27 protein-coding genes are annotated in these 26,742 nt (G+C 74.1%); 12 read left to right on the top strand and 15 right to left on the bottom strand.

Annotation, left to right across the window (positions count from 1 at the left end; translation table 11 throughout):
- The first annotated feature begins 37 nt into the window (after nt 1-37).
- Entirely contained in the window at nt 38-388 is a 351-nt protein-coding gene (locus tag ACQPWW_RS25380) for a DUF2203 domain-containing protein (RefSeq protein ID WP_357105275.1), read from the top strand.
- Nucleotides 389-547: 159 nt separating this feature from the next.
- Here ACQPWW_RS25380 and ACQPWW_RS25375 read toward each other — a convergent pair whose 3' ends face one another.
- The 3 genes from ACQPWW_RS25375 to ACQPWW_RS25365 form a co-directional block, all read right to left on the bottom strand.
- Nucleotides 548-1,252 carry a class F sortase gene (locus ACQPWW_RS25375; protein WP_433126011.1) on the bottom strand — a complete coding sequence of 235 codons (705 nt, stop codon included), beginning with the start codon at nt 1,250-1,252 and terminating at the stop codon, nt 548-550.
- The gene (locus tag ACQPWW_RS25370; RefSeq protein ID WP_433126010.1) at nt 1,222-2,091 is read right to left on the bottom strand and encodes a DUF4397 domain-containing protein; all 870 of its coding nucleotides are present in this window, start codon (nt 2,089-2,091) and stop codon (nt 1,222-1,224) included. Before ACQPWW_RS25370 ends, ACQPWW_RS25375 begins: the two co-directional genes overlap by 31 nt.
- Nucleotides 2,092-2,254: 163 nt before the next feature.
- Nucleotides 2,255-2,926 carry a class I SAM-dependent methyltransferase gene (locus tag ACQPWW_RS25365; protein ID WP_433126009.1) on the bottom strand — a complete coding sequence of 224 codons (672 nt, stop codon included), beginning with the start codon at nt 2,924-2,926 and terminating at the stop codon, nt 2,255-2,257.
- Nucleotides 2,927-3,052: 126 nt separating this feature from the next.
- Between ACQPWW_RS25365 and ACQPWW_RS25360 the strand changes: the two genes are divergently transcribed.
- Nucleotides 3,053-4,651, top strand: coding sequence for a glycosyltransferase 87 family protein (locus tag ACQPWW_RS25360; protein ID WP_433126008.1), 1,599 nt, complete (start codon nt 3,053-3,055; stop codon nt 4,649-4,651).
- 28 nt (nt 4,652-4,679) lie between these two features.
- On the opposite strand, the gene ACQPWW_RS25355 is transcribed toward ACQPWW_RS25360, so the two are convergent.
- Both ACQPWW_RS25355 and ACQPWW_RS25350 read right to left on the bottom strand, forming a co-directional pair.
- Nucleotides 4,680-5,354, bottom strand: coding sequence for an NADPH-dependent F420 reductase (locus ACQPWW_RS25355; protein ID WP_433126006.1), 675 nt, complete (start codon nt 5,352-5,354; stop codon nt 4,680-4,682).
- A 169-nt stretch (nt 5,355-5,523) separates the two neighbouring features.
- A complete protein-coding gene (locus tag ACQPWW_RS25350; RefSeq protein ID WP_433126005.1) occupies nt 5,524-6,012 on the bottom strand; it encodes a glutathione peroxidase in 489 nt (162 codons plus the stop codon).
- A gap of 168 nt (nt 6,013-6,180) precedes the next feature.
- Here ACQPWW_RS25350 and ACQPWW_RS25345 point away from each other — a divergent pair, with 168 nt between their 5' ends.
- The 4 genes from ACQPWW_RS25345 to ACQPWW_RS25330 all read left to right on the top strand — a co-directional run bounded on the left by ACQPWW_RS25345 (nt 6,181) and on the right by ACQPWW_RS25330 (nt 11,056).
- Nucleotides 6,181-7,812, top strand: coding sequence for a glycosyl hydrolase family 18 protein (locus tag ACQPWW_RS25345; protein WP_433126004.1), 1,632 nt, complete (start codon nt 6,181-6,183; stop codon nt 7,810-7,812).
- A gap of 182 nt (nt 7,813-7,994) precedes the next feature.
- Nucleotides 7,995-8,507, top strand: coding sequence for a nuclear transport factor 2 family protein (locus ACQPWW_RS25340; RefSeq protein ID WP_433126003.1), 513 nt, complete (start codon nt 7,995-7,997; stop codon nt 8,505-8,507).
- Between the two features lie 87 nt (nt 8,508-8,594).
- Nucleotides 8,595-10,001, top strand: a complete 1,407-nt coding sequence (locus tag ACQPWW_RS25335; RefSeq protein ID WP_433126001.1) for a class II 3-deoxy-7-phosphoheptulonate synthase — start codon at nt 8,595-8,597, stop codon at nt 9,999-10,001.
- A 20-nt stretch (nt 10,002-10,021) separates the two neighbouring features.
- Nucleotides 10,022-11,056 carry a threonine aldolase family protein gene (locus tag ACQPWW_RS25330; RefSeq protein ID WP_433126000.1) on the top strand — a complete coding sequence of 345 codons (1,035 nt, stop codon included), beginning with the start codon at nt 10,022-10,024 and terminating at the stop codon, nt 11,054-11,056.
- A gap of 82 nt (nt 11,057-11,138) precedes the next feature.
- Here the strand turns inward: ACQPWW_RS25330 and ACQPWW_RS25325 are convergent, their stop codons facing one another.
- Nucleotides 11,139-12,014: a deoxyribonuclease IV gene (locus ACQPWW_RS25325; protein WP_433125999.1), complete on the bottom strand. Its 876-nt coding sequence runs from the start codon at nt 12,012-12,014 to the stop codon at nt 11,139-11,141.
- A complete protein-coding gene (gene pknB, locus ACQPWW_RS25320; RefSeq protein WP_433125997.1) occupies nt 12,014-13,999 on the bottom strand; it encodes a Stk1 family PASTA domain-containing Ser/Thr kinase in 1,986 nt (661 codons plus the stop codon). The genes ACQPWW_RS25325 and pknB overlap by 1 nt, the downstream gene beginning before the upstream one ends.
- 189 nt (nt 14,000-14,188) lie before the next feature.
- Here pknB and ACQPWW_RS25315 point away from each other — a divergent pair, with 189 nt between their 5' ends.
- The gene (locus ACQPWW_RS25315; RefSeq protein ID WP_433125996.1) at nt 14,189-14,578 is read left to right on the top strand and encodes an Rv2175c family DNA-binding protein; all 390 of its coding nucleotides are present in this window, start codon (nt 14,189-14,191) and stop codon (nt 14,576-14,578) included.
- A gap of 119 nt (nt 14,579-14,697) precedes the next feature.
- Here the strand turns inward: ACQPWW_RS25315 and ACQPWW_RS25310 are convergent, their stop codons facing one another.
- Nucleotides 14,698-15,780, bottom strand: coding sequence for a polyprenyl synthetase family protein (locus ACQPWW_RS25310; protein ID WP_433125995.1), 1,083 nt, complete (start codon nt 15,778-15,780; stop codon nt 14,698-14,700).
- Between the two features lie 9 nt (nt 15,781-15,789).
- Nucleotides 15,790-16,179: a helix-turn-helix domain-containing protein gene (locus tag ACQPWW_RS25305; protein ID WP_433125993.1), complete on the bottom strand. Its 390-nt coding sequence runs from the start codon at nt 16,177-16,179 to the stop codon at nt 15,790-15,792.
- Nucleotides 16,180-16,428: 249 nt separating this feature from the next.
- On the opposite strand from ACQPWW_RS25305, the gene metF reads away from it, so the two are divergent.
- Together metF and ACQPWW_RS25295 are read left to right on the top strand one after the other, a co-directional pair.
- Nucleotides 16,429-17,346: a methylenetetrahydrofolate reductase [NAD(P)H] gene (gene metF / locus ACQPWW_RS25300; RefSeq protein ID WP_357811829.1), complete on the top strand. Its 918-nt coding sequence runs from the start codon at nt 16,429-16,431 to the stop codon at nt 17,344-17,346.
- A gap of 44 nt (nt 17,347-17,390) precedes the next feature.
- Nucleotides 17,391-18,080 (top strand): CDP-alcohol phosphatidyltransferase family protein, encoded by a 690-nt coding sequence (locus tag ACQPWW_RS25295; protein ID WP_433125991.1) that lies wholly within the window; start codon nt 17,391-17,393, stop codon nt 18,078-18,080.
- Between the two features lie 12 nt (nt 18,081-18,092).
- Here ACQPWW_RS25295 and ACQPWW_RS25290 read toward each other — a convergent pair whose 3' ends face one another.
- From ACQPWW_RS25290 to ACQPWW_RS25265, 6 genes are read right to left on the bottom strand one after another with little or no spacing between them, the layout of a single operon-like run.
- Nucleotides 18,093-19,577 carry a phytoene desaturase family protein gene (locus ACQPWW_RS25290; RefSeq protein WP_433125989.1) on the bottom strand — a complete coding sequence of 495 codons (1,485 nt, stop codon included), beginning with the start codon at nt 19,575-19,577 and terminating at the stop codon, nt 18,093-18,095.
- A gap of 11 nt (nt 19,578-19,588) precedes the next feature.
- Complete coding sequence (locus tag ACQPWW_RS25285) at nt 19,589-20,716, bottom strand: glycosyltransferase (RefSeq protein WP_433125987.1); 1,128 nt, start codon at nt 20,714-20,716, stop codon at nt 19,589-19,591.
- On the bottom strand, nt 20,713-21,585 hold the full coding sequence (locus ACQPWW_RS25280; protein WP_433125986.1) for a carotenoid biosynthesis protein: 873 nt from the start codon (nt 21,583-21,585) through the stop codon (nt 20,713-20,715). Before ACQPWW_RS25280 ends, ACQPWW_RS25285 begins: the two co-directional genes overlap by 4 nt.
- Entirely contained in the window at nt 21,582-22,133 is a 552-nt protein-coding gene (locus ACQPWW_RS25275; RefSeq protein ID WP_145779709.1) for a GNAT family N-acetyltransferase, read from the bottom strand. The genes ACQPWW_RS25280 and ACQPWW_RS25275 overlap by 4 nt, the downstream gene beginning before the upstream one ends.
- The gene (locus ACQPWW_RS25270; RefSeq protein WP_433134552.1) at nt 22,130-22,867 is read right to left on the bottom strand and encodes a monooxygenase; all 738 of its coding nucleotides are present in this window, start codon (nt 22,865-22,867) and stop codon (nt 22,130-22,132) included. The genes ACQPWW_RS25275 and ACQPWW_RS25270 overlap by 4 nt, the downstream gene beginning before the upstream one ends.
- Nucleotides 22,868-22,920: 53 nt before the next feature.
- Entirely contained in the window at nt 22,921-23,409 is a 489-nt protein-coding gene (locus tag ACQPWW_RS25265; protein ID WP_433125985.1) for a YbaK/EbsC family protein, read from the bottom strand.
- 479 nt (nt 23,410-23,888) lie between these two features.
- Between ACQPWW_RS25265 and ACQPWW_RS25260 the strand changes: the two genes are divergently transcribed.
- From ACQPWW_RS25260 to ACQPWW_RS25250, 3 genes are all read left to right on the top strand, one after another.
- The gene (locus ACQPWW_RS25260) at nt 23,889-24,338 is read left to right on the top strand and encodes an SAV_6107 family HEPN domain-containing protein (RefSeq protein WP_347659302.1); all 450 of its coding nucleotides are present in this window, start codon (nt 23,889-23,891) and stop codon (nt 24,336-24,338) included.
- A gap of 102 nt (nt 24,339-24,440) precedes the next feature.
- The gene (locus ACQPWW_RS25255) at nt 24,441-25,166 is read left to right on the top strand and encodes a hypothetical protein (RefSeq protein ID WP_357250999.1); all 726 of its coding nucleotides are present in this window, start codon (nt 24,441-24,443) and stop codon (nt 25,164-25,166) included.
- A complete protein-coding gene (locus ACQPWW_RS25250) occupies nt 25,163-26,725 on the top strand; it encodes a DNA polymerase Y family protein (RefSeq protein ID WP_433125984.1) in 1,563 nt (520 codons plus the stop codon). Before ACQPWW_RS25255 ends, ACQPWW_RS25250 begins: the two co-directional genes overlap by 4 nt.
- The last annotated feature ends 17 nt before the right edge of the window (nt 26,726-26,742 follow it).

Here is a 26,742-nt window from a genome sequence, read left to right as displayed (position 1 = left end):
GTGCGTCGCGGGGCCGGGTGTGCCGCATACTGGCCCGGTGTTCACACTTGCCCAGGCCCGGCACCTGGTGGCCACCCTGCAGCCGCGCGTCGACGAGTTGATCCGGGTCCGGGCCGACCTGGCCGAGCTGCGCGTCGACCTGGCCGACCACGGCGTGAGCGCGCTCGGCGGGCTGGCCGAGGTCAAGGGGCTGGAAGCTCGACTGCATGCCGTCGTCGACGAGCTGCACCAGCACGACATCCAGGTCAAGGGCATCGCCCCGGTCCTGCTCGACTTCCCCGGCGAGCGCGCCGGCCGCGCCGTGCTCTGGTGCTGGCTGGAGGGCGACTCGGACGTGCGCTGGTACCACCGCGCCGAGTGCGGCTTCGCCGGCCGCCGCCCGCTCTGACGCCACCCACCCGCCGGGGTGCCCGCCCGCCGCGCTGACGCCACCCGCCCGCCGGGTGATCCCGTGATCCACTCGGGTTCGTGGAAAACGCGGTATCGGGGCACGCCGGACACCGCGACTTCCTTGAAACCGAGTTGATCAAGTCGGGACGGGTGCGGGTCAGCCGGCGGCGGAGTCCGGCAGCGCCGGGCTGGCGGCCTCGGTCACCGCGAACACCACGACGTTGTCCCGGTAGTGCCCGCTGCGCCGGTCGAAGTCGCCCCCGCAGGTGACAAGCCGCAGCTCCGCGCCGGGCGTCGGCCCGTAGACCGCTTCGGTCGGAAAGCGGTCCTTGCGGGTACGCAGCGAGCCGGTCACCCGGAACGCCAGCCGCTGCCCGCCGCGCCACACCTCGACCCGGTCACCGGGACGCAGCTCACCGAGGCGGGCGAACACCGCCGGACCGCGCCGCGAGTCCAGGTGCCCGGCGAGCACGGCCGGGCCGGTGTCGCCGGGCGCCGGGCCGCCGCCGTACCAGCCGGCGGTGCCGAAGTCGCTCGGCGGGATCAGCGCACCGGCCCGGTCCAGGCCGAGCACGGTGAGGGTGGAGTCGACACCGATGCGCGGTACGCGTACCCGCGTGGGTGGACCGTGTGGCGCGGGCGCGGCGGCCGTCGGTGGACAGTCGTCGGTGCAGCCGGGGTGCCAGGTCGCCACCGGTGGCGGCGGGTCGGCGTCGGCCAGCCCGACCCCGGCGGCGGCGGCCAGGCAGACCGCCGCGCCGGCCGCGACCAGCGCGGCCGGCGGGATCCGGCGGTCCCGATGCCGCCGGATCGACGGGTCCGGCCCGGCGTTCACCAGGTGGTGCGCCGCCGCCGGCGCCACAGCAGCAGAGTCACCGCGACGGCCGCCGCGGCCACTCCACCGGCCACCAGGGGGTACGCGTCGAGTCCGGCGCTGGCGGTGCCGCCGGCGCCGGTGTCCACCCCGCCGGCGGGCACGACGGTGCCGCCCTCGGCGTCGCGGCGCAGCTCAGCGGTGAGCCCGCCCTCCTTCGCGTCGAGCACGAGCAGCGAGTAGACCGCGCCGCCGGTGAGCCGCACCTCCGCGTCGGTGCTCGGCCCGTCGGCACCCGCCAGCCGCAGCCGCCAACTGCCCGGCTCGACCTGCTCGTACTCGGTCGTGGACGCGAACTGCACGTCGTCGGCGATCACCGGACCGCCCGCCGCGGCCACGTCCAGCACCGGGGTGCGCACTGAGGCCTGCACCACCCGGACCTTGGCGCGACCCTGCGTGGGCGCGCTGAGGTCATCGTTGAGCACCCGCAGACCCAGGTCCGCGTGCCGGCCGACACCGGCGACAGTGAACGCGTGGCCGCTGGTGACCGCGACCTCGGTGGTGAGCACCGGGGGGTCGCTGGCCGGAGCGCCGGCCTCCCGCATCGCCACCGCGTACCGGCCGGGGGCCAGCTCGAAATAGTCGGAGACCACGCCGTAGCCGACCCCGGGGAAGACCTTCGGTTTCGCGGCGCCCGGCGCGGCCAGATAGACGTCGACGGCCGGGGTGTCCGGGGAGAGGTGGGCGAGCCGGACGTATCCGACGGTGTCCGCGCCGGTCGCGGCGCTGGCCGGGATGGGCGTGCCGGCGGCGGCGAGGGCGGTGCCGAGCAGCAGAGCGCCGGAGCCGGCGAGCAGCCGGCGGGGGGCGGTACGGAGCATGTGCATCTCGCCTCCGGAAAGCACTGTTGGTGAGCGGACGGCAACCCAGAGGAAAGAGTCCCGTTTACCGGACTTCGCCGCAAGTTGCCAACGCGATGTTTTCTGTGGCCGTCCCGCCCTTCGCCCGCGCCACCCGGCCAGATCCACCTGGGCGGGCGGCGGAGTGTCGCTACCGCTCCCGGACGGCGAGGAGGCCGAACAGGTCGGGGACTCCGCCCGAGCCCGCCTCGGCGACCCGGACCAGCCGCAGACCGGCTGTCGTTGTCGCGTTGACCAGGTCGGCGAGGGGGAGGTGCCAGGCGCCCACCCGGACCCGCACGCCGTCGGTGTTCCAACTGTCGAAACTGCGCGACCGGTCGGCGTACCGCTCGTCGACGACCACCCTCGGATGCCGACCCCAGTCGGCGAACGCACCAACGAAACACGGGTGCACGCCCACGTGCACGAACCGTCCGCCGGGGCGCAGCACCCGGGCGACCTCGCGCACCAGGGCCGGGTAGTCGGGCAGGTCCGTGCTGGACAGCACGCACATCGCGGCCGGCAGCGACGCGTCGGCGACCGGCAGGGCGGTCGCGTCGCCCCGGGTCACCGGCAACCGCCCGCGCGCGTGCCGCAGCTGCCCACCGGACAGGTCCACGCCCACCGGCGTCCAGCCCAGACCGGCCGGTACGACAGCGTGCACGCCGGTGCCGCAGCAGACGTCCAGGCAGACACCCTCGCCCGCGCCGAGCAGCTGCGCCACTGTCGCGTGCACCCGGCGGAGATAGTCACCCGCACCCGAGACGAAGCCCTCGTACCAGTCCGCGTGGGCGTCGTACGCCGGCGCTCTCGTCGTTTCCATCCACCGATGCTAGGGATCGAAGCCGGGGCGCCGGGCGCCCGTTCTGCCGAGGGCAGAGGGCATGCCGCCCCCGCGACCGCCGCTGTCGGGCCGCCGCGGATCGTCGCGCTCGCCTATTCTCGGTCGATGCGGGATCGCCGGGTGGCGCTGGTGTGGACGGCCTTCGTCGTCGTCGCGCTGGTGTCCTGCGCGCTCGTTCTGCGGCGCGACGACCGCCTCTCCGACCTGCACATCTACTACGGCGCACTGTCCGATCTGCACGCTGGTCGCCCGCTGTACGAGTTCCGGGCGGCCAACGGCGGGCCGTTCACGTATCCGCCGTTCGCCGCGCTCGTGCTGGGTCCGATCACCGGCGTGCCGGAGGGCGTGGTGCAGGGAATCTGGCTGGTGGCGACGTGCGCGGCGGTCGTCGCCATCGCCGCGGCGGTCGGTGTCGCGCTGACCACCCGGCGGTCCCGGCGGCCGTTGGTCGTGGCGGTGGCCGCCACGGTGCTGATGCTCTCCGCGCCGGTGCAGAGCAACCTGCGCTTCGGTCAGGTCAGCGTCTTCATCGTGCTGCTGGCGCTGCTCGACGGGATGGGCCTCGTTCCGCCCCGGCTGCGCGGGGTGCTGGTGGGGGTCGCCGCGGCGATCAAGCTGACCCCGCTGCTGTTCGTTGTCTACTTCCTCGCCACGGGGCGCTACCGTGACGCCGCCCGCGCGGTGGCGACGTTCCTGGCCTGCGCGGGTCTCGCCGCTGTGGTGCTGCCCGGTGAGAGCTGGACGTACTGGACCGAGGCCGTGCGGCAGACCTCGCGGATCGGCAACCTCGCCTCGCTGGGCAATCAGTCGGTGCACGGGATGTTGCTGCGCGTCGGTGTCGACGAGGCGACGTTGCCCCTGCTCTGGGCCGCTCTGGTGGCGCTCGTGTGCGCGGCGGCGCTGCTGCGGGCCCGACAGTTGACGGTGCGGGGTCGCCCGGGGCACGCGGCAGTGCTTGTCGGCTGCGCCACCGTCGCCGCGTCCCCGGTGTCCTGGACCCACCACCAGGTGTGGCCGGTGCTCGCCGCGATGCTGCTGATCGGCGCGTCCGGTGTCACCCAGCGGGCCGCCGGCGTGGGGCTGCTCGCCGCCATGGTCGTCTCGTTGGGCGCGGTCCTCGGCCCGGTGTCCACGCGGCCGGGTGTGCAGTTCCTCTTCGAGAACGCCCGCGCGATCGGGGTGAGCCTGCTGTGCCTTGTCGGCTTCGGCGGTGTCGCGGTCGCCGCCAGCCGGACGTCTCGCCGGCCGGCCGGGCGGGGCTGGTTGCGGGTGGGCGTCACGGCCACGGTGGCTGTCGCGTTCTTCGCCGTGCAGCCGCTGCCGGCCGGGGCGGACCCCACCTTCAAGGCGTACGCCCTCGACGACGTGGTCAATCCGCGCTACTTCTTCGTCTGCCGGGGCCCGGTCGAGTGCGCCGCCTACGACACCGGCGCGCCGGTCACCTTCGGCACCCGCGCCGAGAAGACCAAGGTCCGGGTCAACGGGGTGGTCTCCCCGCAGGTGACCCGCCTGGAATACTATTCCGCGCCCGGCGGGGCGCCCCGGGCCATTCCGCTGCTCGACGCGTACCCGGGAAGCCGCACGTTCTCGTTCCGTTCGGCGAACATGGCGCAGGGCCGGCTTGTCGCGTACGCCGCGGACGGCCAGCCGATCGCCAGCTACGACGAGGAACTCGCCGCCGCCCTCCGGACGGCCACCCGGTAGGTGGTCGTGGGGAGGGCGGCGGCGTGGCTCAGCGGGTCGCGGCGGCCAGGGCGGCGCGCAGCTTGTCGGCGTCGGCCGGTGCCGGGTGCTCCCAGTCGGTGGGGCTGGCGGAGTAGAGCGTGCCGTACGCCGGGGTGTCCGGCTGGTAGCGCCACCCCTCGGCGAGCGGGCCGACGTCCACCGTGTCGTAGCCGATCCGGTCCAGGAAGGCCGTCACCTTGGCCTTCGCGGCGGCATCGTCACCGGCGATCGCGAGGGCGCTGCGGTCGGCGGCGCCGGAGGGCCGGGGGAGCGCGGCCAGGCCCTTGAAGTAGATGTTGTTGAAGACCTTGACGACCCGGGAGTCCGGCAGGTGCCGCTGGAGCAACTCGCTGCTTGTGGTCTCGCCCGAGTCCAGTTCCGGGAAGGTCCCGTCGCGCTGCGGGTAGTAGTTGTTGGTGTCGATGACGATCTTGCCGGCCAGCGGCTCCACGGGCACCGCGCGGTACGCCTTCAGTGGCACGGTGACCACCACCAGGTCGCCGACCTGTGCCGCGTCCTGTGCCGTGCCGGCGCTTGCGTGCTCGCCCAGCTCGTCAACCAGGTCCTTCAGCGTCTCCGGGCCGCGCGAGTTGCTCAGCACCACGTCGTAGCCGGCGTCCACGGCCAGCCGGGCCAGGGTGCTGCCGATGTGGCCGCTGCCGATCAGTCCCACAGTTGTCATGCCTGTTCCCAACTCCGTCCACCCACGACGCATTCCGACAGTGGTGCTTGTTACCCGGGTGACCGGCCGCGCCGTGAGCCCGTCCTGCCCAACGTACTGCGCACCCTTGTCGCCGAGCGGCTTCCCGGGGACGTTGCCACTCTCCGGTGACCGGCGGTCGCCCGCCCGCTCAGGCGGGGAGGACCTTGGTGATCGCCGCCTGGAGGTCGGTGGACTCGGGGGTGACAGTGGGGGCGAAGCGGGCGGCGACAGTGCCGTCCGGGGCCACCAGGAACTTCTCGAAGTTCCACCGGACGTCCCCGGTGTGCCCGTCGGCGTCCGGAGTGTCCACCAGCGCGGTGTAGAGCGGGTGCCGGTTCGGCCCGTTGACGTCGACCTTCTCGGTCAGCGGGAAGGTCACCCCGTAGTTGACCTGGCAGAAGTCGCTGATCTCGGCGGCGCTGCCCGGCTCCTGCCCGGCGAACTGGTTGCACGGCACGCCGAGCACCACCAGGCCGCGCTCGGCGTAGGAGTCGGCGAGCGTCTGGAGGCCGGCGTACTGCGGGGTGAGGCCGCAGCGGGAGGCCACGTTGACGACAAGCAGCGCCTTGCCGCGGTAGCGGGCCAGGTCGGCGGGGCCGCCGTTGAGGGCGTCGATGGAGATGTCGAAGACGGTCATGGCCCGAGGCTACGCGCCGACCGGGCGGGGGCCCGGAGGTGGGAGGAGCGGGGGCAATCCGCGCATCAGGGGAAATCGAAACATGCACATCTTGACGAAGTGATGACGCCGTGAGTACCGTCTCACCATCTCTTTTGGAAAGTTTCCTAACAGTTCGGGAGACGCCTCATGAAAAGATCGCTCCGCCGGGCCCTCTGGGCCGGTGCCGTGGTCGCCGTGACCGTCGCAGCGGTGCCGATGACCACCGCGTTCGGCGCCGGCAGTGTCACCACCACGTTCACCAGGGCACAGGACTGGGGGACCGGTCACGAGACGAAGGTGACCGTCACCAACGGGTCGAGTGCCACAGTCGCCACCTGGCGCATCGAGTTCGACCTGCCATCGGGCACCACCATCAGCAGCGCGTGGGACGCCGACGTCACGAGCAGCGGCAACCACTACGTCGCCGTCAAGAAGAGCTGGGCCGGCGGCCTCGCCCCGGGCGCCTCGTTCAGCTGGGGCTACAACGGCACCGGCGCCTACAAGGCGCCGCTGAACTGCACAGTCAACGGCGCGCCCTGCGGCGGCGGCACCCCGACCAGCCCGCCGACCACGAGCGCGCCGACCACCGCCCCGCCCACCACGGCGCCGCCCACCACCGCGCCACCCACCACGCCACCCCCGACCACCACCCCGCCGAACCCGGGCGGCAAGAAGGTCGTCGGCTACTTCGCCGAGTGGGGCGTCTACGGGCGCAACTACCACGTCAAGAACATCCAGACCAGCGGCTCGGCCGCCAAGCTGACCCACATCCTGTACGCCTTCGGCAACACCACCGGCGGTCGCTGCGCCATCGGTGACAGCTACGCCGACTACGAGAAGGCGTACACGGCGGCGGAGAGCGTGGACGGCGTCGCCGACACCTGGGACCAGCCGCTGCGCGGCAGCTTCAACCAGCTCCGCAAGCTCAAGCAGCTGAACCCGCACCTCAAGGTGATCTGGTCGTTCGGAGGCTGGACCTGGTCCGGCGGCTTCACCCAGGCCGCCCAGAACCCGGCCGCCTTCGCCGAGAGCTGCTACAACCTGGTCGAGGACCCGCGCTGGGCGGACGTCTTCGACGGCATCGACGTCGACTGGGAGTACCCGAACGCCTGCGGTCTGACCTGCGACACCAGCGGCCCGAACGCGTTCAAGAACGTGATCGGCGCGCTGCGGTCGAGGTTCGGGTCCAGCGCCCTGGTCACCGCCGCCATCACCGCGGACGGCAGCAACGGCGGCAAGATCGACGCCACCGACTACGCCGGCGCCATCGGCAACCTCAACTGGCTCATGCCGATGACCTACGACTACTTCGGCGCCTTCAACGCCCAGGGCCCCACCGCCCCGCACTCCCCGCTCACCTCGTACACCGGCATCCCGCAGCAGGGCTTCAACTCCGACGCCGCGATCCAGAAGCTCAAGAGCAAGGGCGTCCCGGCCAGCAAGCTGCTGCTCGGTATCGGCTTCTACGGCCGCGGCTGGACCGGTGTCACCCAGACCGCACCGGGTGGCAGCGCCACCGGGGCGGCGCCGGGCACCTACGAGGCGGGCATCGAGGACTACAAGGTCCTCAAGAACACCTGCCCGGCCACCGGCACGATCGCCGGCACCGCGTACGCCAAGTGCGGCAGCAACTGGTGGAGCTACGACACCCCGTCGACAATCAACGGCAAGATGACGTACGCGAACAACCAGGGCCTCGGTGGCGCCTTCTTCTGGGAGCTCTCCGGTGACACGAGCAACGGCGAGCTCATCGGCGCCATCAAGGGCGGTCTCGGCTGAGTCGGAGGCCGGCGCACCACCCACACGGCGGGGAGGGGCCCGCACCGCTCCTCCCCGCCCGTGAACCGACGGCCCGGTCGACGCCCAGCGTCGGCCGGGCCGCCGTCGTTGGGGTCGGGTCAGCTCGATGTGGCAGACTCGCGGCTCGGCAGGTCTCGATCTCACAGTCGACGGAGGTGGTCATGCGTCCGACCCACCGCAGGCTGGCGGCAACCGCCGCCGGGCTGGTGCTGCTGCCGGTCGCCCTGGTCGGCTGCGGGATCGGCGACGACGCCGAGGACGAGCCGCCCGCCAAACCCGCGCGCGCCCCCGCCGAGGAGGCCGCCGCCCGCTCCCGGGAGCGCGTGCAGGCGTACCTCGACGCGATGACCGCGAAGGACGTCGCCGCCGGCCGGAGCCAGCTGTGCGCGCTCCTGCACGACGGCTTCGACCTGGCCGCCACCGGCCCCAACGGCGACTTCGCCGATCACTTCCAGGTGCCCGAGGCGGCCATCACCGACATCCGGTCCGGTCCGCTCGGGCAGGAGGTCAGCGTCTCGGTCTCGGTCACCGCCGGCAAGCGCACCGTCGCCCGGCCGCTGGTGTTCACGGTGACCCGCCAGGGCAAAGACTGGTGCATCGCCGGGGAGTCGCCGGGCGGCGGCCCGGCCGCCAAGCCGACGCCGACCGAGGTCACCCCCACCCCCGCGTCCTGACCAGCGACCGGCGGGTTGATCTCCCATCTGCCGGAACCGTCCCCCTCGCCCCCCAGGCACCCAGGCTGTCGCCGTACGCTTTCTGTCATGCGCCATGAGTGGCATCAGCTGAGCCATCCCGCGGTGGGCAGCCCGGGCCTGCAGACCAGCCGACCGACAGTCGACTCCGCGGAGGACGCCGCGCTCGGCCTGGACCGATGGCGGGAGCTGCCCCGCGAGCAGGTCCCGCCCTGGTCCGACCCGGCGGCCGTCGCGGCGGTCTGCAAGGTCCTCGACACCGTGCCGTCGGTCGTCGCGCCCTACGAGGTGGACCAGCTCCGGCAGAAGCTCGCCCTGGTCTGCGAGGGCAAGGCGTTCCTGCTCCAGGGCGGTGACTGCGCGGAGACGTTCGTCGACAACACCGAGAGCCACCTGCTGGCCAACGCCCGCACCCTGCTCCAGATGGCGATCGTGCTCACCTACGGCGCGTCCCTGCCGGTGGTGAAGGTCGCCCGCGTCGCCGGGCAGTACACCAAGCCCCGCTCACTGCCCACCGACGCGCGCGGCCTGCCCGCCTACCGCGGCGACATGATCAATTCGCTGGAGGCCGACCCCGCCGCGCGGATCGCCGACCCGCAGCGCATGATCCGGGCGTACGCCAACTCGGCGGCGGCGATGAACATGCTCCGGGCGTACCTCGCCGGTGGGCTCGCCGACCTGCACGCCGTGCACGACTGGAACAAGGGCTTCGTGCGGACCTCCCCGGCGGGGGAGCGCTACGAGGCGATCGCCCGGGAGATCGACAGGGCGCTGGCCTTCATCCGGGCCTGCGGGATGACCGACGACGAGGCGCTGCGGACCGTCACGCTCTACTGCTCCCACGAGGCGCTCGCCCTGGAGTACGACCGGGCGCTCACCCGGGTCTCCGACCGCCGGGCGTACGGGCTCTCCGGGCACTTCCTGTGGATCGGCGAGCGCACCCGGCAGATCAGCGGCGCGCACATCGACTTCATCTCCCGGATCGCCAACCCGATCGGCGTCAAGCTCGGCCCGACCACCTCCCCGGACGAGGCGATCGAGCTGTGCGAGAAGCTCAACCCGGACAACATCCCGGGCCGGCTCACCCTGATCAGCCGGATGGGCAACCACCGGGTGCGCGACGCCCTGCCGCCGATCGTCGCCAAGGTCACCGCCGCTGGCGCGAAGGTGGTCTGGCAGTGCGACCCGATGCACGGCAACACGCACGAGTCGTCGAACGGCTACAAGACCCGGCACTTCGACCGCATCGTCGATGAGGTGCTCGGCTACTTCGAGGTGCACCGGGGGCTGGACACCCACCCCGGTGGCCTGCACGTCGAGTTGACCGGCGAGGACGTCACCGAGTGCCTCGGCGGCGCCCAGGGCATCGAGGACCTCGACCTGCCCGACCGGTACGAGACCGCCTGCGACCCCCGACTGAACACCCAGCAGTCGTTGGAGTTGGCGTTCCTCGTCGCGGAGATGCTCCGTGGCTGACGCGAAAAGTGAGGACGACCGTGGCTGACCTGTTCGTGGACCTGCGCTCCGACACGGTGACCCGGCCCACCGCCGGGATGCGGGAGGCGATGGCCACCGCCGAGGTCGGTGACGACGTCTACGGCGAGGACCCGACGGTCAACGCGCTGGAGGCCGAGGTCGCCGCGCTGTTCGGGCACGAGGCGGCGCTGTTCGCCCCGAGCGGGTCGATGGCCAACCAGATCGCCCTGCAACTGCTTGTGTCGCCCGGCGACGAGCTGCTCTGCGACGCCGACGCGCACGTGGTCACGTACGAGATCGGCGCCGCTGCCGCGTACGGCGGCATCTCCTCGCGGACCTGGCCGGCGGTCGGCGCGGACATCGACCCGGAGCGGGTGGCCGCGATGATCCGGCCGGACGGCTACTTCGCCGTCCCCACCCGCGCGATCGCCGTCGAACAGACCCACAATCGCGGCGGTGGCGGGGTGATTCCGCTGGCCACCCTGCGGGATCTGCGCGCGGTCGCCGACGACGCGGGCGTCGCGTTGCACTGCGACGGCGCCCGGATCTGGCACGCGCACGTCGCCGACGGGGTGCCCCTGATCGAGTACGGCCGGCTCTTCGACACGCTGTCGGTGTGTCTCTCCAAGGGCCTCGGCGCGCCGGTCGGTTCGCTGGTGGTGGGCAGCGCGGAGAAGATCGAACGGGCCCGGATGATCCGTAAGCGGATGGGCGGCGGCATGCGTCAGGCCGGCATCCTCGCCGCCGCCGGCCGGTACGCGCTCGCGCACCACATCGACCGGCTGGCCGACGACCACGCGAGGGCGGCCCGGCTGGCCGAGGCCGTCGGGCCGTTCGGCGTGCTGGCCACCACGGTCCGCACCAACCTGGTCGCACTGGACCTGACGAAGCACGCACTGGACGCGCGTGCCCTGGCCGTCGCCGCGCGGGCCGAGGGCGTACTCGTCTCGGTGCTCGGCCCCCGTACCGCCCGGCTGGTCACCCACCTCGGCCTCGACGACGCGGACATCGACCGCGCGGTCGCGGCCCTGCCCCGCATCCTCGCCGCGTCCTGACCTCCGGCCGGCGCCCCGCCACGACCCGGTGATCGGGAGGTGCACGTCGGATTCCGGCCTCCGGAGGACGCGAACCTCCTGATCACCGAGGTGGTGGGGCCAGGCGGGTGAGGGTGGTGATGTCGGCGGTGTGGCCCACCTGCTTCTCGCTCGGGGTCTCCACCACGATCGGGACGCCGGCGGTGGCCGGGTGGGCCATCAGTTCGGCGAACGCCGGCTCGCCGATGGTGCCCTTGCCGATGTTCTCGTGCCGGTCCCGGGTGGAGCCGCACAGATCCTTCGAGTCGTTGGCGTGGACCAGCCGCAGCCGGTCCGCGCCGACGGTGGCCACCAGGGTGTCCAGGGTCGCCGTCATGCCACCCTCGGCGGCCAGGTCGTGGCCGGCCGCCCAGGCGTGGCAGGTGTCGAAGCAGACCCCGAGCATGGGGTGCCGGTCCACCGCGTCCAGGTAGGGCCCGAGCTGCTCCACCCGGGAGGCGAGGGACCGGCCGCCGCCGGCGCTCGGCTCGACGAGCAGCATCGGCCCGTCGGCGTCGGCCGCCCAGTCGAGCAGCGGCAGCAACTCCCGGCGGACCTGTCGCATCGCCGCCTCGGCGTACCCCTCGTCCACCGAACTGCCCGCGTGGAACACCACCGCCTGGGCGCCGATCGCGACGCCCCGACGAAGGGCGTGGGCCAGGGTCTGCGCCGATTTCTCGACAGTGGCCGGGGTGGGCGAGCCGAGGTTGACGAGCAGCGAGGCGTGGATGAACGCCGGAATGCCTCGCTCGGCGCAGCCGTCGCGGAACAGGGCGTCCTGGACCGGGTCGCCGCTGGGCAGCGCCCAGCCCCGCGAGTTGGAGACGTAGACCTGCACCACCTGGGCGCCGGTCGCGTCGGCGTACGGCAGGGCGGCCTTGGCCAGCCCACCGGAGGTCGGAGTGTGCGCGCCCACCGGACGCGAGGTGACCGCCGGCATCAGAAGCACGTGAGGGTGACCGGGGTGCCCGGCGGCACCTGCGAGTTCTCGCCCGGGATCTGGATCCGGACCACGGCGTTCGGGTTGACCGCGACCGTCACCGGGAAGCCCTGGCTCTCAAGCGCCTGCTTGGCCTGCTGGCACGGCAGGTCGATCACCCGGGGCACGACGACCGCCGCCGGGCCCTTGCTGACGTCCAGCTTGACCTGGGTGCCCTTCTCCACGCCGGCGCCATCGGCGGGACTCTGCCCGAGGATCTCGTCCCTGGGCTTGTCGGAGTCCTTGTAGGTCTCGACGAGCACCAGGTTGAGCTGGGCCAGAGCGGTGCGCGCGTCGTTGAGGTTCTTACCGACCAGGTTCGGCACCGTCACCGGCGCCCGGCCCCGGCTCAGAATGAGGGTGATCTTCGCACCCGGTTTGACCTCGGCGCCCACCTTGGGGGAGGTGTCCAGCACGACCCCGGCCGGCAGGCTGTCGTCGTAGCGGGGGGCACCCTTTGCCACCACCAGCTTCACGTTGACCAGGTCCGCCTCGGCGAGCTCGAACTCCTTGCCGATCACGTCCGGCACGGGGAAGCGTTCCGGGCCGAGGGAGAGGGTCAGGGTGATCGTGCCGCCCTTGACGATCCTGGTGGCGGACGCCGGGCTCTGCCCCAGCACGCTGTCCTTCGGGGCCTGCTCGTCGAAGCGCGGCTCACCGTACTTTAGGGTGAGCCCGGCGCGGTCGGCCTGCGCCTGCGCCTCGGCCTTGCTCAGGCTCACCAGTTGCGGGGCGTCCGTGTAGCGGCCGACGCCGAACCACCAACCACCGATCGCCACCACCAGGCCCAGCGTCACCACCACGGCCGCGACGGCCAGCCGGCCGCGCGGGCTCGCCAGCAGCGTGCTGCGCAGCGCCGCGAGCCGGGACCCCAGGCCCTCCGCGGGCTCCGGAGCGGCCCGACGTCGACCCGGCCCCTGGCTGCTGGCCCCCTCGGGCAGCCGCGCCCAGGACGGGCGGTCGGCGGGGCGGACCGTGGCGACCACCATTGTCGGCTGGGAGAGGGGCTCGCCGCTGACCGGGCGAAGCACTGCGGTGTGGCTGTTGGCGTCACCCAGGCGATCCCGGGCGACCTGCACCTCGGCCAGCAGCGCGCCGGCGTCGGCGGGCCGCGCGTCGGGGTCGCGCCGGGTCGCCCGTTGCACCAGGTCGTCGAGGACCGACGGCAGGCCGGGCACCAGCGTCGAGGGCGCCGGCACGTCCCTGTCGACGTGCTGCCAGGCGACGTCCACGGGGCGGTCCCCGTCGTACGGCACCCGGCCGGCGAGCATCTCGAACAGCACGATGCCGGCCGAGTAGACGTCGGTGCGGGGATCGGCACGGCCCTCGGTGACCAGCTCCGGGGCGACGTACGCCACGGTGGCCATCAGCTGGTTGCCCTGTTCCTCGTCGGCGCTCGCCTCGACCGCGCGGGCCAGCCCGAAGTCGGCCACCTTGACGACGCTGTCGACCAGATTGGCGACACCGCCGGTGGGCGCCTCGGCGACCAGCACGTTCTCCGGCTTGACGTCGCGGTGCACCAGGCCGGACCGGTGCGCGGCGGCGATCGCGGCGAGCATCTGCTCGGCGATGGCCAGCGCCTCGTCCGGGTTGAGCCGGCGTCGCTCGGCCAGCACGTCGCGCAGCGTGCGACCGCGCACGTACTCCATCACCAGGTACGGCAGGCCGGCGTGGGTGCCCTGGTCGTAGACCGCCACCACGTTCGGGTGGGTCAGCCGGGCGATGGTCTTCGCCTCGTCGGTGAACCGGGCCACGAAGTTGGCGATCCGGGCCCGGGCCTCGGGGGCCTGGGTCGGATGGATGATCTTGACAGCGACGGTGCGCTCAAGGCGTTCGTCGGTGGCGGTGTACACGGTCGCCATGCCACCACGGGCCACGCGACCGCGAATGCGGTAGCGCCCGTCGATAAGCGAGCCCAGCAACGTGTCGGCGACCTGAGTGTCCATCGGCAGGGAGTCTATGTGTCCAGGGGGTGAGGGTTGAACAGGATGCTACAGCCGGACGCCGAACGGGTCCGTCCCGCTGCGCTCACCGCTGCCTCATCCGCTGGTCAGCGGCGCTCGGAGGAGTGGGCTCCGCCCGGTCGTCCGGGGTGCCGGTGGCCCGTCGCGCCGGTGGCGTGGCAGGGTGGTCGGGTGACCGAACCCGTACCCGACCAGGCTGTGCCCAGCCTGGAGCTCGCCGGCCCCGCCGATCCGGCCGGCTGGCTGACCCTGCCCGACGTCGCCGAGCGCCTCGACGTGTCGATCAGCAAGGTGCACCAGATGATCCGTGACCGGGAGTTGCTGGCGGTCCGCCGCGACGGCGTCCGCCGCATCCCGGCGGACCTGGTCGCCAACCAGACAGTGCTCAAGCACCTGCCCGGCGTGCTCAACCTGCTCACCGACAACGGCTACGACGACGAGGCCGCCCTGCGCTGGCTGTACGAGCCGGACGACATCCTCCCCGGTGGCACCCCGGCCGCGGCTCTCTCCGGCGACCAGGCCCGCGAGGTGAAACGCCGCGCCCAGGCCCTGGGCTTCTGACCCCTCCGCCCCCGTTGATCATGAGGTTGGCGGCGCGACACGCCGACGCGGAACGCCGCTAACCTCATGATCGACGCGCAGAAGGGCGGACCCCGGGGGGACGCCGGGGGAGGGTGCGGTCAGTCGGAGCGGCGGGTTGCGGCGATGGCCAGGTCTACCAGGGCCTGACGGGCCTCGGTGTCGAGATCGACAGCGGCCAGCGCCGCCAGCGCGGCGTCGGTGAGCGTGACGATCCGCTGCTCGGTACGGGCCAACGCCCCGCTCGCGGAGATCAGCTCGCGGAGCCGGGCCACCCCCTGCTCGTCCAGCTCGGGGTCGCCGAGTTGGCCGAGCAGCAGCTCGCGGCCGGCGTCGTCGGTGCTCTCCACGGCCGCCGCCACCAGGTAGGTGCGCTTGCCCTCGCGCAGGTCGTCCCCGGCCGGCTTGCCGGTCAGCGCCGGATCACCGAAGACACCCAGCACGTCGTCACGGAGTTGGAACGCCTCGCCCAGCGGCAGCCCGTACGCCGAGTAGGCCGTCCGGACGTCGGCCGTCGCGTCGGCCAGCGCGGCGCCGAGCAGCAGCGGACGCTCGACGGTGTACTTCGCCGACTTGTACCGGGCGACCTTGCTGGCCCGTTCCACCGAGGTGTCGCCGGTCACCTGCGTCAGCACGTCGAGGTACTGCCCGACGGTGACCTCGGTGCGCATCTCGTCGAAGACCGGTCGGGCCCGTGCCAACGACCACAGGTCCAGCCCCGAGGAGTGCAGCAGCTCGTCGGACCAGACCAGGCACAGGTCGCCGAGCAGGATGGCGGCGGCGTCGCCGAAACCGTCCGGGTCACCGCCCCAGCCGGCCTCCCGGTGCCGGGCGGCGAACCGCCGGTGCACCGCGGGCTCGCCACGGCGGGTGTCGGAGCGGTCCATCAGGTCGTCATGGATCAGGGCGCTGGCCTGGACGAACTCCAGCGCGGCCACGGCGGTGAGCACCTGGTCGCCGTCGAGCCCGCCCGCGCCCCGGAACCCCCAGTACGCGAATGCCGGGCGCAGCCGCTTGCCGCCGCCGAGCACGAAAGCCTCGATCGCCTCGGCCACCGGGGCCAGAGCGTCATCCACGGCGGCCAGTCGAACCCGTTGGCCGGTCAGGAACTCGCTGAGGGCTGTGTCGACCCGCTGCCGTAGGCCGGCACGGTCGACGGGAGAGACGGGGGCAGCGTGGGTCACGCACCGACGCTAGCGGGTCACCGCGGTCCGTGCCCTACCGCCACGCGTGGTCCCGTCGGCGCGGCCGGGACCGGTGCGCCCCGCCGGTCGCGTGCCGGCCGCCGCCGTGCGGCCCGGTCCGGGGGCTCGCGTCGAGCCGGCCCGGCGGGTGGCCGCGGCGGCCTCGGCGAGCGTCACCAGCGGCACGTCCAGGACGACGGCGAGCCAGCCGAGCCAGAACCCGCCGGGAACACGACGCTGTCGTTCCCACCGGGACACCTCGTGCCGACTCAGCGTCGGCACCCCGGCGGCGGCGCACAACTCGGCGGCGGCGCGCTGCTGGCTCCAGCCACGGGCCAGCCGGCACCGGGCCAGCAGCGGACCGAGCTGCGCCGGGCGCGGCGATCGGGGCGGGGTCACGGGTCCTCCTGGTGGGCGTCGGCGCGGCGCCGACCCATTCGCCCGGAACCCGGACCGGACCGGCGTCACCGCGTGGTGCTGACCCCCGCGCGGGACCCGGGCGCCGCCCCCGCCGCCCCTCCCACGCCACCCATTCCTACCTCCGGGGTACGACGCCTTCCGCCCGTCGGACCCGGCAGTCGGTGCGGTAGGTGACCGCGAGGTGGAAAGCACCTGGGCCGTGGTGGCGTCGCCCGCTAGAGTCGGGTCGTGGCGCTCGGTCTTCCCTCGGTACTCCCCAACCCGCAACCGGCGATCGGGGAGCTCATTCGTGAGCGCCAACCGACCTTCTCGTTCGAGTTCTTCCCGCCCAAGACAGAGGCGGGAGAGACGCTGCTCTGGCAGGCCATCCGGGAGCTGGAGTCGCTGCGCCCGTCGTTCGTGTCGATCACCTACGGCGCGGGCGGTTCGACCCGGGACACCACGGTGGCGGTGACCGAACGGATCGCCACCGACACCACCCTGCTGCCGATGGCCCACCTGACCGCTGTCAACCACTCCGTCGCCGAGCTGCGGCACGTGATCGGCCGGCTCGCCGGGGTGGGGGTGCGCAACGTGCTGGCGGTGCGCGGTGACCCGCCGGGCAACCCGGGCGGGGAGTGGATCCGCCACGCCGAGGGCGTGGACTACGCCGAGGACCTGGTCCGCCTGGTCCGCGACGCCGGTGACTTCAGCGTGGGCGTGGCGGCCTTCCCGTACAAGCACCCCCGCTCACCCGACGTGGCAAGCGACACCGCGCACTTCGTCCGCAAGTGCCGGGCCGGGGCCGAGTTCGCGATCACGCAGATGTTCTTCGACGCCGACGACTACCTGCGGCTGCGGGACCGGGTGGCCGCCGCCGGCTGCGACACCCCGATCCTGGCCGGGGTGATGCCGGTGACCCAGATCGGCACCATCGAGCGGTCCGTGCAGCTGTCCGGCGCGCCCTTCCCGCCGGCCCTGGCGGCCCGCTTCGAGCGGGTCGCCGACGACCCGGAGGCCGTTCGCCGGCTCGGTGTCGAGCAGGCCAGCGAGATGAGCCGCCGACTGCTGGACGAGGGTGTGCCGGGCATCCACTTCATCACCCTCAACCGGTCCACCGCGACCCGCGAGGTCTGGCAGAACCTGAAGGCCGGCGCGCGGGTGTGAATGCCCAGCCTGCGACACCTGATGCCCGGCACGACGGTTGATCCGTGGTGGGCACACAGCTGAACTGGGACCAGTACGCCACGGCATGGGCACGGTTGCACGGCGGGTTCGACCCTCGGGTCGCGGCGCCGGTGGTGCGCGCCTGGCTGCGGTTCGCGTACCACGTCGGGTACGTGCTGGGGCGGCTGCGGGTCAGCCCCACCGCGGTCACCGTGGCCGGGGTGCTGCTCTGTTTCTGCGTACCGTTGCTGGTGACCCGCCCGGGAGACGGGCCGTTCCTCGGCGCGTTGTTCGTGCTGCTCGCGGCCGTGGCGGACAGCGTGGACGGCGCGGTGGCGGTCGCCACCAGCCGCACCACCCGGCTCGGCTACGTCTACGACTCGGTCGCCGACCGGCTCGGTGAGGTGGCCTGGCTGCTGGCGTTCTGGCTGGTCGGCGCGCCCGGCGCGCTTGTCGTCGCGGGCGGCGCGCTGTCCTGGCTGCACGAGTACGTGCGGGCCCGGGCGGTCGCCGCCGGCATGCGCGACATCGGCGCGGTCACCGTCGGGGAACGCCCCACCCGGGTCTCGGTGGCGCTGGCGGGCCTGGTGGTCGCCGGGCTGGCCGGGCTGATCGAGACGGACCTGGCCGCCGGCACCATCACCATGGCGACCGCGGTGTGGGTGCTGCTGGCCGGCTTCGGCCTCGGGCAACTGCTCTCCAGCATCCGGCGCGCCCTGCTCGACGCCGGCTGAGCCGCCGGTGCCCTACCAGGCGGGGCCGATCTCGTCGGCGACGATCTGCGCGGAGAGGGTCACCATCGGCAACCCGCCGCCCGGGTGGGCGGAGCCGCCCACCAACCACAGCCCGTTCGCCGGGCCCCGGTTGGCGGGGCGGAGCAACCCGCCGGCGGTGCCGTAGATCGAGCCACCCGGCGCGCCGGTCGCCGCGCCCAGGTCGGCGGGGGTGCGGATCTCGCGGAACAGCAGCCGGTCGCGCACGTCCACGCCGCGCCGCGCCAGCACCTCCAGGATCCGGTCGGCGTACGCGTCGGCCAGCCCCGGGCGTCGCCAGTCGACAGCGCCCGCCGCGCTGCCGTGGCGGGGCGCGTTGACAAGCACGAACCACGCCTCGTGCCCGGCCGGACGGACCATCGGGTCGTCGGCCACTGTGACGAACACCGTCGGGTCGACCGCCGGCCGGGCCCGTACGCCGCGCCCGGGGTTTCCGAAGACCGCGTCGAACTCCGCGTCGTAGTCGTCCGGGAAGAAGACGGTGTGGTGGGCCAGCCCGGTGCTGCCGGAGACACCGAGCAGCAGCACGAAACCGGCGAGACTGCGGTCGGTCAGCCCGGCCAGCCGACCCGGGTGCGGCAGCAGGTCACGGTAGACGGTCAGCGCGTCCACGTTGGCCACCACCACGTCGGCGGGCACCGGCGCGGCGCCGCCGGCGAGGCGTACCCCGTGCACCCGGCCACCGGTGGCGTCGATCCGGGTGACAGTGGCGTCGGTCTGCACCACCACGCCGAGATCCAGACAGCGGGTCAGCAGCGCGTCGGCGAGCGTGCCCAGCCCACCGCGCAGATACCAGCCGCCGAAGGCCAGCTCGGCGTAGGGGACCGCGACAAGCGCCGCCGGCGCCCGGCGCGGGTCGGCGCCGGTGTAGGTGGCGTACCGGTCCAGCAGCATCCGCAGCCGCGGGTCGGACAGGTGCCCGCGGCCCAACCCGCGCAGGGTGCGACCCGGGGCGATGGCGGCCAGGTCGCCGAGCCGCCAGGCCAGCGACGCGAGATCGCGCGGGGAATCGACGGGACGGCGCAGAATGTCGCGCTCGGAGGCCCGCCACACCCGTTCGGCGCGGCGCCACAGCCGCTGCCAGTCGGCCGCCGCCCGGTCGCCGAGGGCCGCCCCGATCCGGGTGGTGAACTCCACCGGGTCGGCGCACGAGTCCAGGGTCGGGCCGCCGGGGAAGACGTGCCGGACGATCGGGTCCAGCGGAACCAGGTCCAGGTACTCGTCGAGCTTCGCCCCGGTCGCCTCGAACAGGTCGTGGAAGACCTCGGGCAGGGTGAGCAGGCTCGGCCCGGTGTCGAAGTGGAACGGACCGGCCGGGGTGTCGTGCGCGTACCGGCCGAGCTTGCCACCGACCGTGTCGGCGGCCTCGAAGACGGTCACCTGGTGCCCGGTGGCGGCCAGCCGGGCGGCGGTGGCGAGGCCACCCACCCCGGCGCCGACGACCACGATCCGCGCCATGCCGCGCCCTCCTAGCTGACCGGGCGGCCCCGCCAGGTCAGGCGGCGTCGCTTTCGCAGATGGTACGACCGCAGAGTCAACCAACCGAGGACCACGACCGACACGGGGTGTGCGAGCGCGTCGGGCCACCACCGGCCTCCGGTCGCGCGGGCGGTGAGCACCCGTCCGGCCACCCCGAGCAGGTAGCCGGCCAGGCCCCCGGCGACCACCCCCGGCGCGCCGGCCGCCACACCCGCAAGCGCGATCAGCGGCGGGGCGGTGTACAGCAGCAGCAGCGCCGCCACCACGACCGCCGCCGCGCCCGGGTGCCCGAACGACGCCCAGAGCGACTTCGAGTAGCCGTCGCGCAGTTGCGGCCAGTCGTCGTACATCCGGCAGGTGGCCAGCCGGGAGCCGTCGGCCAGGGCGATCCGCCCACCGGCCCGCTTGACCGCCCGGGCCAACTCGACGTCCTCCAGGATCTTGTCGGCGACCGCGGCGTGCCCGCCGGCGGCGGTGTAGCCGGCCCGGTCCAGCACCAGGAACTGCCCGCCCGCCGCGGCCAGCGACGGCCGCGGCGAGCGTTCCATCGCGCGCAGCGGCAGGAACGTCAACCAGAGCCACTGCAACAGCGGCTGCACCAGCCGGTCGGCCGCCGTCGTCACCACGATCCGGGGGTACGGCGACAGCAGCGTCACGCGGGCGGCGCGCAGCTCGGTGACGGCCGCCGCGACCGCGTGCGGGGCGAGCACCACGTCGGCGTCGACGAAGACCAGCGCGGTGGCGTCCGGGTCGGCCCGGGTGGCCAACTGCCAGCAGGCGTGCGGCTTGCCCAGCCAGCCCGGCGGCGGGGGGACCCCGGTGAGCAGCGTGACCCGGGGGTCGTCGCCGGCCACGGCGCGGACCACGTCGGCGGTGCCGTCGGTGGACCCGTCGTCGAGAACCACGACGCGCAGCCCCGGCACACCGCGCTGGGCGAGCAGGGCGCGCAGGCAGGGCGTGACCCGGGCGGCCTCGTCGCGCAGCGGCAGCAGCACGGCGACCGGATCGTCGACCTCGTCGGGTCGGTCCGTGGGTCGGCGCAGCCATCCGGCGGCGTTGAGCCAGGTGTGTCCGGTCAGCGCGGCGACGGCGATCAGCAGGGCGAGCAGGACGGTCATCGGGTCGCGTCGACGCCGGGGCGGTGCGGCTGGTGGTCCTCCCGGCGGGTGGTACGGCCACGGCGGGCACGCAGCAGGGTCACCGCCAGCGGGACGGCGGTCACCGACATGCCGGCGGCCCCCCAGAGCGCCGACGCGGGCAGGTCGAGGAAGACCGCGTGGGCCAGGATGCTGGAGAAGTACGTCCACAGGTAGAGCCCGACCATCGGGTCGTCGCGCCGGTCGGTGTGCGCGGCGGCCGGCCCGGCCAGCGGACGCAGGGCGCTCATCATCAGCACCGCGAAGAGCAGCCAGCCCAGGTAGTTGCTGACCGGAATGCCGGCCAGGCCGGGCAACGCCGGGGTGGCGTCCCGCCACCGCCAGTAGCCCTCGGCCACCATCTGCGGGTCGAGGAAGAGGTCCCAGGCGGCCAGCCCCACAGTGGCCAGCGCGATCCTCCCCGCCCAGCGGCCGGCGCTCGCCCCACCGCCGGCCGATGGTCCGCTGCCGCCGGCCGGTGTGCCGCCGCCGGTCAGCCGGACCGCCGCCAGCCAGGCCGGCCAGGCCATCCAGGTCCAGGCCAGCGGAATGATCAGCGGCACTCCGGCCAGCTTGGGACCCAGCTCACCGGAGTAGTCGTAGCTGCCGAACGGCACGCCGGTGGCCACCCCGACCGCCTCGATCGCGAACCCACCGCCGGTGGCCACCGCGACCAGCGCCGCCGCGACCCGTGGACCCCGGCTGAGCAGCGCGTGGCCCACCGAGAGCAGCCACCCGAGCACGACGGTGGCCACGGTGAGCCCGGCCCTGGTGGCGCCGGTGGTGAGCGGGTAGCAGATCTGGGCGAGCACCAGGACGGCGAGCAGTGTCCAGGAGATCCGCCGGGTCATGACGCCGGTGGCTCGAGCGGCAGATCTCGACCGAGGACGCCGAACGGTCGCTCGTCGCCGGGGAAGTGGAAGTTGCGCAGTACGTCGACGAAGCCGAAGCGCCGGTACAACCGCCAGGCCCGCGAGGTCTGCTCGTCGGCCTCCGGGGTGGACAACAGCGTGGTGTCGCCCTCGGCCATGCCGAGCAGCGCGCGCAGTTGGCCGGTGCCCAGGCCGTGGCCCTGGGCCGGTGGCCGGACGTGCAGCTCGACCACCTCGAAGCAGTGGGTGAGCCAGCGCTGGCGGGTCGGGGCGTCCAGTGCCCGGTGCACCTGGTCGTGCCACCACTGACCGGAGGCGCCCAGGTAGCCGTAGCCGAAGCCGGCGAGGTGCCCCTCGCTGGTCAGGCTGGCGACCGCCCGGAAACCCGGCCGGCGGACGTGGGTGGCGATGTAGCCGCGGCGGGCCTCCAGCAGGTCGGTGCGGTATCCCATCGCCTCGCCGTAGACGGCCACCACGTCGTCCAGCCGCCGGACGAGATCGTCCGGCGTCCAGCGCACCAACCTCATGCCCGTCCACCCTTCACCGTTTCGGGGTCACCGTCGGCGACCCACCCGAGCACCGTCCGGTCGCCGACCACGTCGCGCACCTCGAACCGGGCGAACAGCTCTTCGGCGTACCAGCCCGCGGTGGGGGTTCGCATGATCGCCGCCCGGTGCTCCGGGTGACGGTACGCGAACGCCACCAGGTCTGTCGGGTCGCGCCACACGCTCACCGTGCCCTGCCAACCCAGGGGTGCCTCCCCGACCCCGAACCGGGCCAGCAACCCGGGCGCGTCGCGCAGGGCGGCGGCCACCGGCGGGATCGCCCGCCAGAAGGTGGCCGCCCGGCGGGCCCGCAACCGGGCCCGGGTCAGCGCCAGCACCGGGCCGGTGACCCGGCCGCCCGTGGGCTCGCCGAACGGTCGTCGGCCGGACCACTCGCCCCGGCTGGTCAGCGGACGCAGGTCGACCCGGGCCTGGGCGCGGGCGATGCGGGCCCAGGCGCGGCCGACCGGCGAGTCGTCGAAGCCGGCCGCCGCGGCGGGGGAGTCCCAGACGGTCAGCGCCGCCCACCGGGTCAGGTCGGCGTCGCCGGGCCCGAAGCCGGTGCCGGTCCCGGTGCCCAGCAGCTTGCCGAACCGGACGCCGGGGAGGGCCCGCAGCCGGCGGGGGTCCACCGCCATCCGGGTCAACGCCCCGGGCAGCGCGCCGGGGGAGGTCCGCCAGACGTGCAGGGTGACAAGCTCCGGCGCCGTGCGCACGCCACCGCTGCGCGGCACGGGCGCCGCGCCGCTGTCCCTGCTGGTCGGCTCGCTCACGCCACCTCGGCCGGGGTGCCGGCGGTGACCCGTAGCAGTTCGGCGTAGGTGGTCGGGAAGACCGCCTGCGGTACGCCGCCCGCGGCCCAGATCTCGGGGTACGTGGCCAGCGCCGTGTCCACCAGGGTGCGCAGCGGGCGCGGGTGCCCGAGCGGGGCGACCCCGCCGATCGGCTGCCCGGTGTGCGCCTGGACGAACGTCGGGGTGGCCCGGCGCAGTCGGGTGACCCCGATCGACGCGGCCAGGCCGGCGGTGTCCACCCGGTGCGCGCCGGAGGTGAGCACGAGCAGCGGCGCGTCGTCCGCGTCGAAGATCAACGAGTTGGCGATCTGGCCGACCTCGACGCCGAGCGCCTCGGCGGCGGCTGCCGCGGTGGGCACCGCGTGGGGCAGCAGGCGGATCGTGCTGGGCTCGCCGGCGCCGTCGAGCGCGCCGGCGGCGGTGAGCGCGTCCTGCACCGCCCGTACGTTCGGGTGTGGCTGCATCCCGCCATTCTTCCCGGCCCGCTGGTGCGCGGTTCAGCCGGCCACGTGGTTTCCCCCCGCGTGGAGCGCGTGCTCCGGCGCACGGCCGGCGCGCCACACGTTGCATTTTCGTCGGTGGGGAGGTGTACTGTCAGCAGCAGTTAGAACGAGTGTTCGATTGCCTCGAACGCCCGTTCCAACCAGCCGGAGCGCGGCGTTTCGCGGCGCCAACTCCGGGCGGTGCGGCTCCGCGGGCCGCACCTGGGTTTCCGGGCAGTCGCGAGCCTGGTCCCGACAGGCAGGAGCGTCGCCCGCCGCCCACGACCCCCGGGCAGCGGGCGACGCACCCGCCGGTACGCCGGCCGGGTGTGGTGTGGGGAAGCGTCCACACCCGGCCGGCCACACCCGGTGCGTCTTCCTCCGCACCACCCGACCTCGGCGTCTCGTCGGCGGCACCAACGCGCCGAGGCGACGCCCGGCCACGTGGAGGAGACACACCCATGCCGACCAACCCGGCTCAGGCACCAACGGTGCCGGCGCACGTGCTGCCGCACCGCACCCCCGCCCAACTCCTCACGTTGGCTCGGCGCGGGCTGGTCGAGGCCGGCCAGACCCGACCTGACGGCCTGCGCTACGCGGCTGCCCACCTGGCGGCGCTGCGGGCGGCGGCTGCCCTGCTCGCCGCCCGGGCCCGGCCCGCGCCGAGTCGGCGCAACCGGATCACCAGCGTCTGGGTCCTCCTCAGCGCCGTCGCACCGGAGCTCGACGAGTGGTCCCGATTCTTCGCCGCCGGAGCCAGCAAGCGCGCCGCCGCCGAGGCCGGCATCCCCCGGGTGGTCAGCGCCCGGGAGGCCGACGACCTGCTCCGCGCCGCCGAACAGTTCGTCACGGTGGTGGAGACCGCGCTGGGCGTGGCCCACCAACCGGCCCTGGACGGCCTCGCCGCATGATCCCGCCGTGCCACCGACCGCCCCGCGGGGGGAGCCGGGCGGCCGGTGGCACGGCGTGCCGGTCCTGAATGTGATCCACAGCAATGACGGGGGGTTGGTCCAATGGCGGGCCGCATGGTGGTCGGTTCCGCCGCACTGGCCGATCTGGTGCGCCCGGCGAGCGCGCCCGACCCGGTCGGTGGCCATCGGGTGCTGCCGGTGGCGCCCGAGCTGACCGGTCTGCTGCCCAACCGGGGCCTGCGCCGGGGGAGCACCATCGCGGTTGCCGCCGGCCAGCCCCAGCGCAGCGGCGGCACCTCGCTGATGCTGGCCCTGCTCGCCGAGGCGTCCCGGGCCGGCTCGTGGTGCGCCGTGGTCGGTGTGCCGACGTTCGGCGCGGGTGCGGCCGCCGAGCTGGGCATCGCCCTGGACCGGTTGGCCCTGGTGCCGAATCCCGGCCCCGAGTGGGCCACCGTGGTCGCCGCGCTGATCGACGGGGTGGACGTCGTGGTCACCACAGTGCCGGCCACGGTCTCCGCCTCGGTCGCCACCCGGTTGGCCGCCCGGGCCCGGCAGCGCGGCAGCGTGCTCGTCCCGTATGGCCGGTGGGACGGCGCGGACGTGACACTGCGGGTGGTCCGTGGGGTGTGGGAAGGGCTCGGGCAGGGCCGGGGGCGGCTGCGCCGCCGGGAGGTCACCGTCTCGGCGCGCGGGCGCGGGGCGGCCGCCCGACCCAAGGAGATCAAGGTCTGGCTCCCGGGTGACGAGCTGACCCGGGTCATTCCCCGCACGGTGCCGTCGACAGTGGGCCGACCGGCCGCGCCGCTTGCCCTGGTCGGTCGGGGGTGACCGGTTCTCCGGCACGCACCCTGTTGTTGTGGTGCCCAGACTGGCCGGTGCTCGCCGCCGAGATCGTCGACGGGGTGCCGGCGACCGGCCCGGTCGCCGTGCTGCACGCCAACCGTGTGGTCGCCTGCTCCGAGCGGGCCCGCGCCGAGGGGGTACGCCGCGGTCTGCGTAAGCGGGAGGCGCAGGGTCGCTGCCCGCAACTCACCGTCGTGGAGTACGACCCGGGCCGGGACGCCCGGGCGTTCGAGCCGGTGGTCGCCGCGGTGGAGGAGCTGGTCGCCGGCGTGGAGGTGGTCCGTCCGGGCGCCTGCGCGGTGGCCGCCCGGGGGCCGGGCCGTTACCTCGGCGGCGAGGAGGCGGCCGCCGAGCGGATCATCGAGCATGTCGCCCAGTCGTGCCTCGTGGAGAGCCAGGTCGGCATCGCCGACGGGGTGTTCGCGGCCGGGTTGGCCGCCCGCGCCGGCCGGGTGGTGGCACCGGGCGGGACACCGGAGTTCCTGGCCGGGTTGCCGGTCGAGGCGCTCGGCCGGTCGGCGCTGGCCGACCTGCTGCGCCGGCTGGGGGTGCGGACCCTCGGCGACTTCGCCGCGTTGCCGGCCGGCGACGTGGTGGCCCGGTTCGGGTTCGACGGAGCGCTGGCCCACCGGCTCGCGGCCGGGCGCGACCACCGCCCGCTCGCGGTCCGGCAGCCACCGGCCGACCTGACGGTGACCGCGGGGTACGACGAACCGATCGACCGGGTCGACGCGGCGGCGTTCGCGGCCCGCGCGCTGGCCGAGCAGTTGCACGAGGGGCTGGCCGGGCACGGGCTGGCCTGCACCCGGCTCGGCATCGAGGCGGTCACCGAGCACGGTCAGGAGCTGCACCGGGTGTGGCGGCACGATGGCCTGCTCACCGCCGCGGCGATCGCCGACCGGGTGCGCTGGCAGCTCGACGGTTGGCTCTCCGGCAGCAACGGCCGTACCGGTGCCCGACCGGCCCGGCCGACGGCCGGCATCATCCGGTTGCGGCTGGTCCCGGACGGGGTGATCGCCCAGGCCGGTCTGCAGGCCGGCCTGTGGGGGGAGGCCGGCGAGGAGCGGGAACGGGCACACCGGGCGTTGAGCCGCGTGCAGGGCATCCTCGGCCCGGAGGCGGTGGTCACCGCGGTGCTCGGCGGTGGTCGCTCCCCGGCCGACCAGGTGCGACTGGTGCCGTGGGGCGACGAACGTCTCCCCGCCCGCCCCGGAGTTCCGCCGTGGCCAGGTCGGCTGCCGGCGCCCGCGCCGGCGGTGGTGCTGCCCAGCCCGCTCGCCGCGGCAGTGCACGACGCCGTCGGCGAGGCGGTGACGATCAGCGCGCGGCTGGCGGTGAGCGCTCCGCCCACCCGGCTGGTGGTCGGCACCGGCCAGCCGGCGGAGATCGTCGGCTGGGCCGGCCCGTGGCCGGTGGACGAGCGGTGGTGGTCCCCGGCGGAGGCTCGCCGGCGGGCACGGTTCCAGGTCTGCCTGGCCGACGGCACCGCCCTGCTGCTCGCCGTCGAGGCCGGGCAGTGGTTGGTGGAGGCGATCTATGACTGAGCCGGTGCTCCCCAGGC

The organism is Micromonospora sp. CA-240977 (assembly GCF_050942285.1).
Taxonomy (GTDB): domain Bacteria; phylum Actinomycetota; class Actinomycetes; order Mycobacteriales; family Micromonosporaceae; genus Micromonospora.
This window is presented reverse-complemented; position numbering and strand designations above follow the sequence as displayed.

Coding starts and splice junctions, on each gene's coding strand:
- ACQPWW_RS25275 (WP_145779709.1), bottom strand. CDS start 22,133: ATGAGGTTGGTGCGCTGGACGCCGGACGATCTCGTCCGGCGGCTGGAC.
- ACQPWW_RS25265 (WP_433125985.1), bottom strand. CDS start 23,409: ATGCAGCCACACCCGAACGTACGGGCGGTGCAGGACGCGCTCACCGCC.
- ACQPWW_RS25340 (WP_433126003.1), top strand. CDS start 7,995: ATGCGTCCGACCCACCGCAGGCTGGCGGCAACCGCCGCCGGGCTGGTG.
- ACQPWW_RS25280 (WP_433125986.1), bottom strand. CDS start 21,585: ATGACCCGGCGGATCTCCTGGACACTGCTCGCCGTCCTGGTGCTCGCC.
- ACQPWW_RS25345 (WP_433126004.1), top strand. CDS start 6,181: ATGAAAAGATCGCTCCGCCGGGCCCTCTGGGCCGGTGCCGTGGTCGCC.
- ACQPWW_RS25325 (WP_433125999.1), bottom strand. CDS start 12,014: ATGCCGGCGGTCACCTCGCGTCCGGTGGGCGCGCACACTCCGACCTCC.
- ACQPWW_RS25360 (WP_433126008.1), top strand. CDS start 3,053: ATGCGGGATCGCCGGGTGGCGCTGGTGTGGACGGCCTTCGTCGTCGTC.
- ACQPWW_RS25335 (WP_433126001.1), top strand. CDS start 8,595: ATGCGCCATGAGTGGCATCAGCTGAGCCATCCCGCGGTGGGCAGCCCG.
- ACQPWW_RS25290 (WP_433125989.1), bottom strand. CDS start 19,577: ATGGCGCGGATCGTGGTCGTCGGCGCCGGGGTGGGTGGCCTCGCCACC.
- ACQPWW_RS25260 (WP_347659302.1), top strand. CDS start 23,889: ATGCCGACCAACCCGGCTCAGGCACCAACGGTGCCGGCGCACGTGCTG.
- ACQPWW_RS25255 (WP_357250999.1), top strand. CDS start 24,441: ATGGCGGGCCGCATGGTGGTCGGTTCCGCCGCACTGGCCGATCTGGTG.
- ACQPWW_RS25370 (WP_433126010.1), bottom strand. CDS start 2,091: ATGCACATGCTCCGTACCGCCCCCCGCCGGCTGCTCGCCGGCTCCGGC.
- ACQPWW_RS25355 (WP_433126006.1), bottom strand. CDS start 5,354: ATGACAACTGTGGGACTGATCGGCAGCGGCCACATCGGCAGCACCCTG.
- ACQPWW_RS25285 (WP_433125987.1), bottom strand. CDS start 20,716: ATGACCGTCCTGCTCGCCCTGCTGATCGCCGTCGCCGCGCTGACCGGA.
- ACQPWW_RS25365 (WP_433126009.1), bottom strand. CDS start 2,926: ATGGAAACGACGAGAGCGCCGGCGTACGACGCCCACGCGGACTGGTAC.
- pknB (WP_433125997.1), bottom strand. CDS start 13,999: ATGGACACTCAGGTCGCCGACACGTTGCTGGGCTCGCTTATCGACGGG.
- ACQPWW_RS25350 (WP_433126005.1), bottom strand. CDS start 6,012: ATGACCGTCTTCGACATCTCCATCGACGCCCTCAACGGCGGCCCCGCC.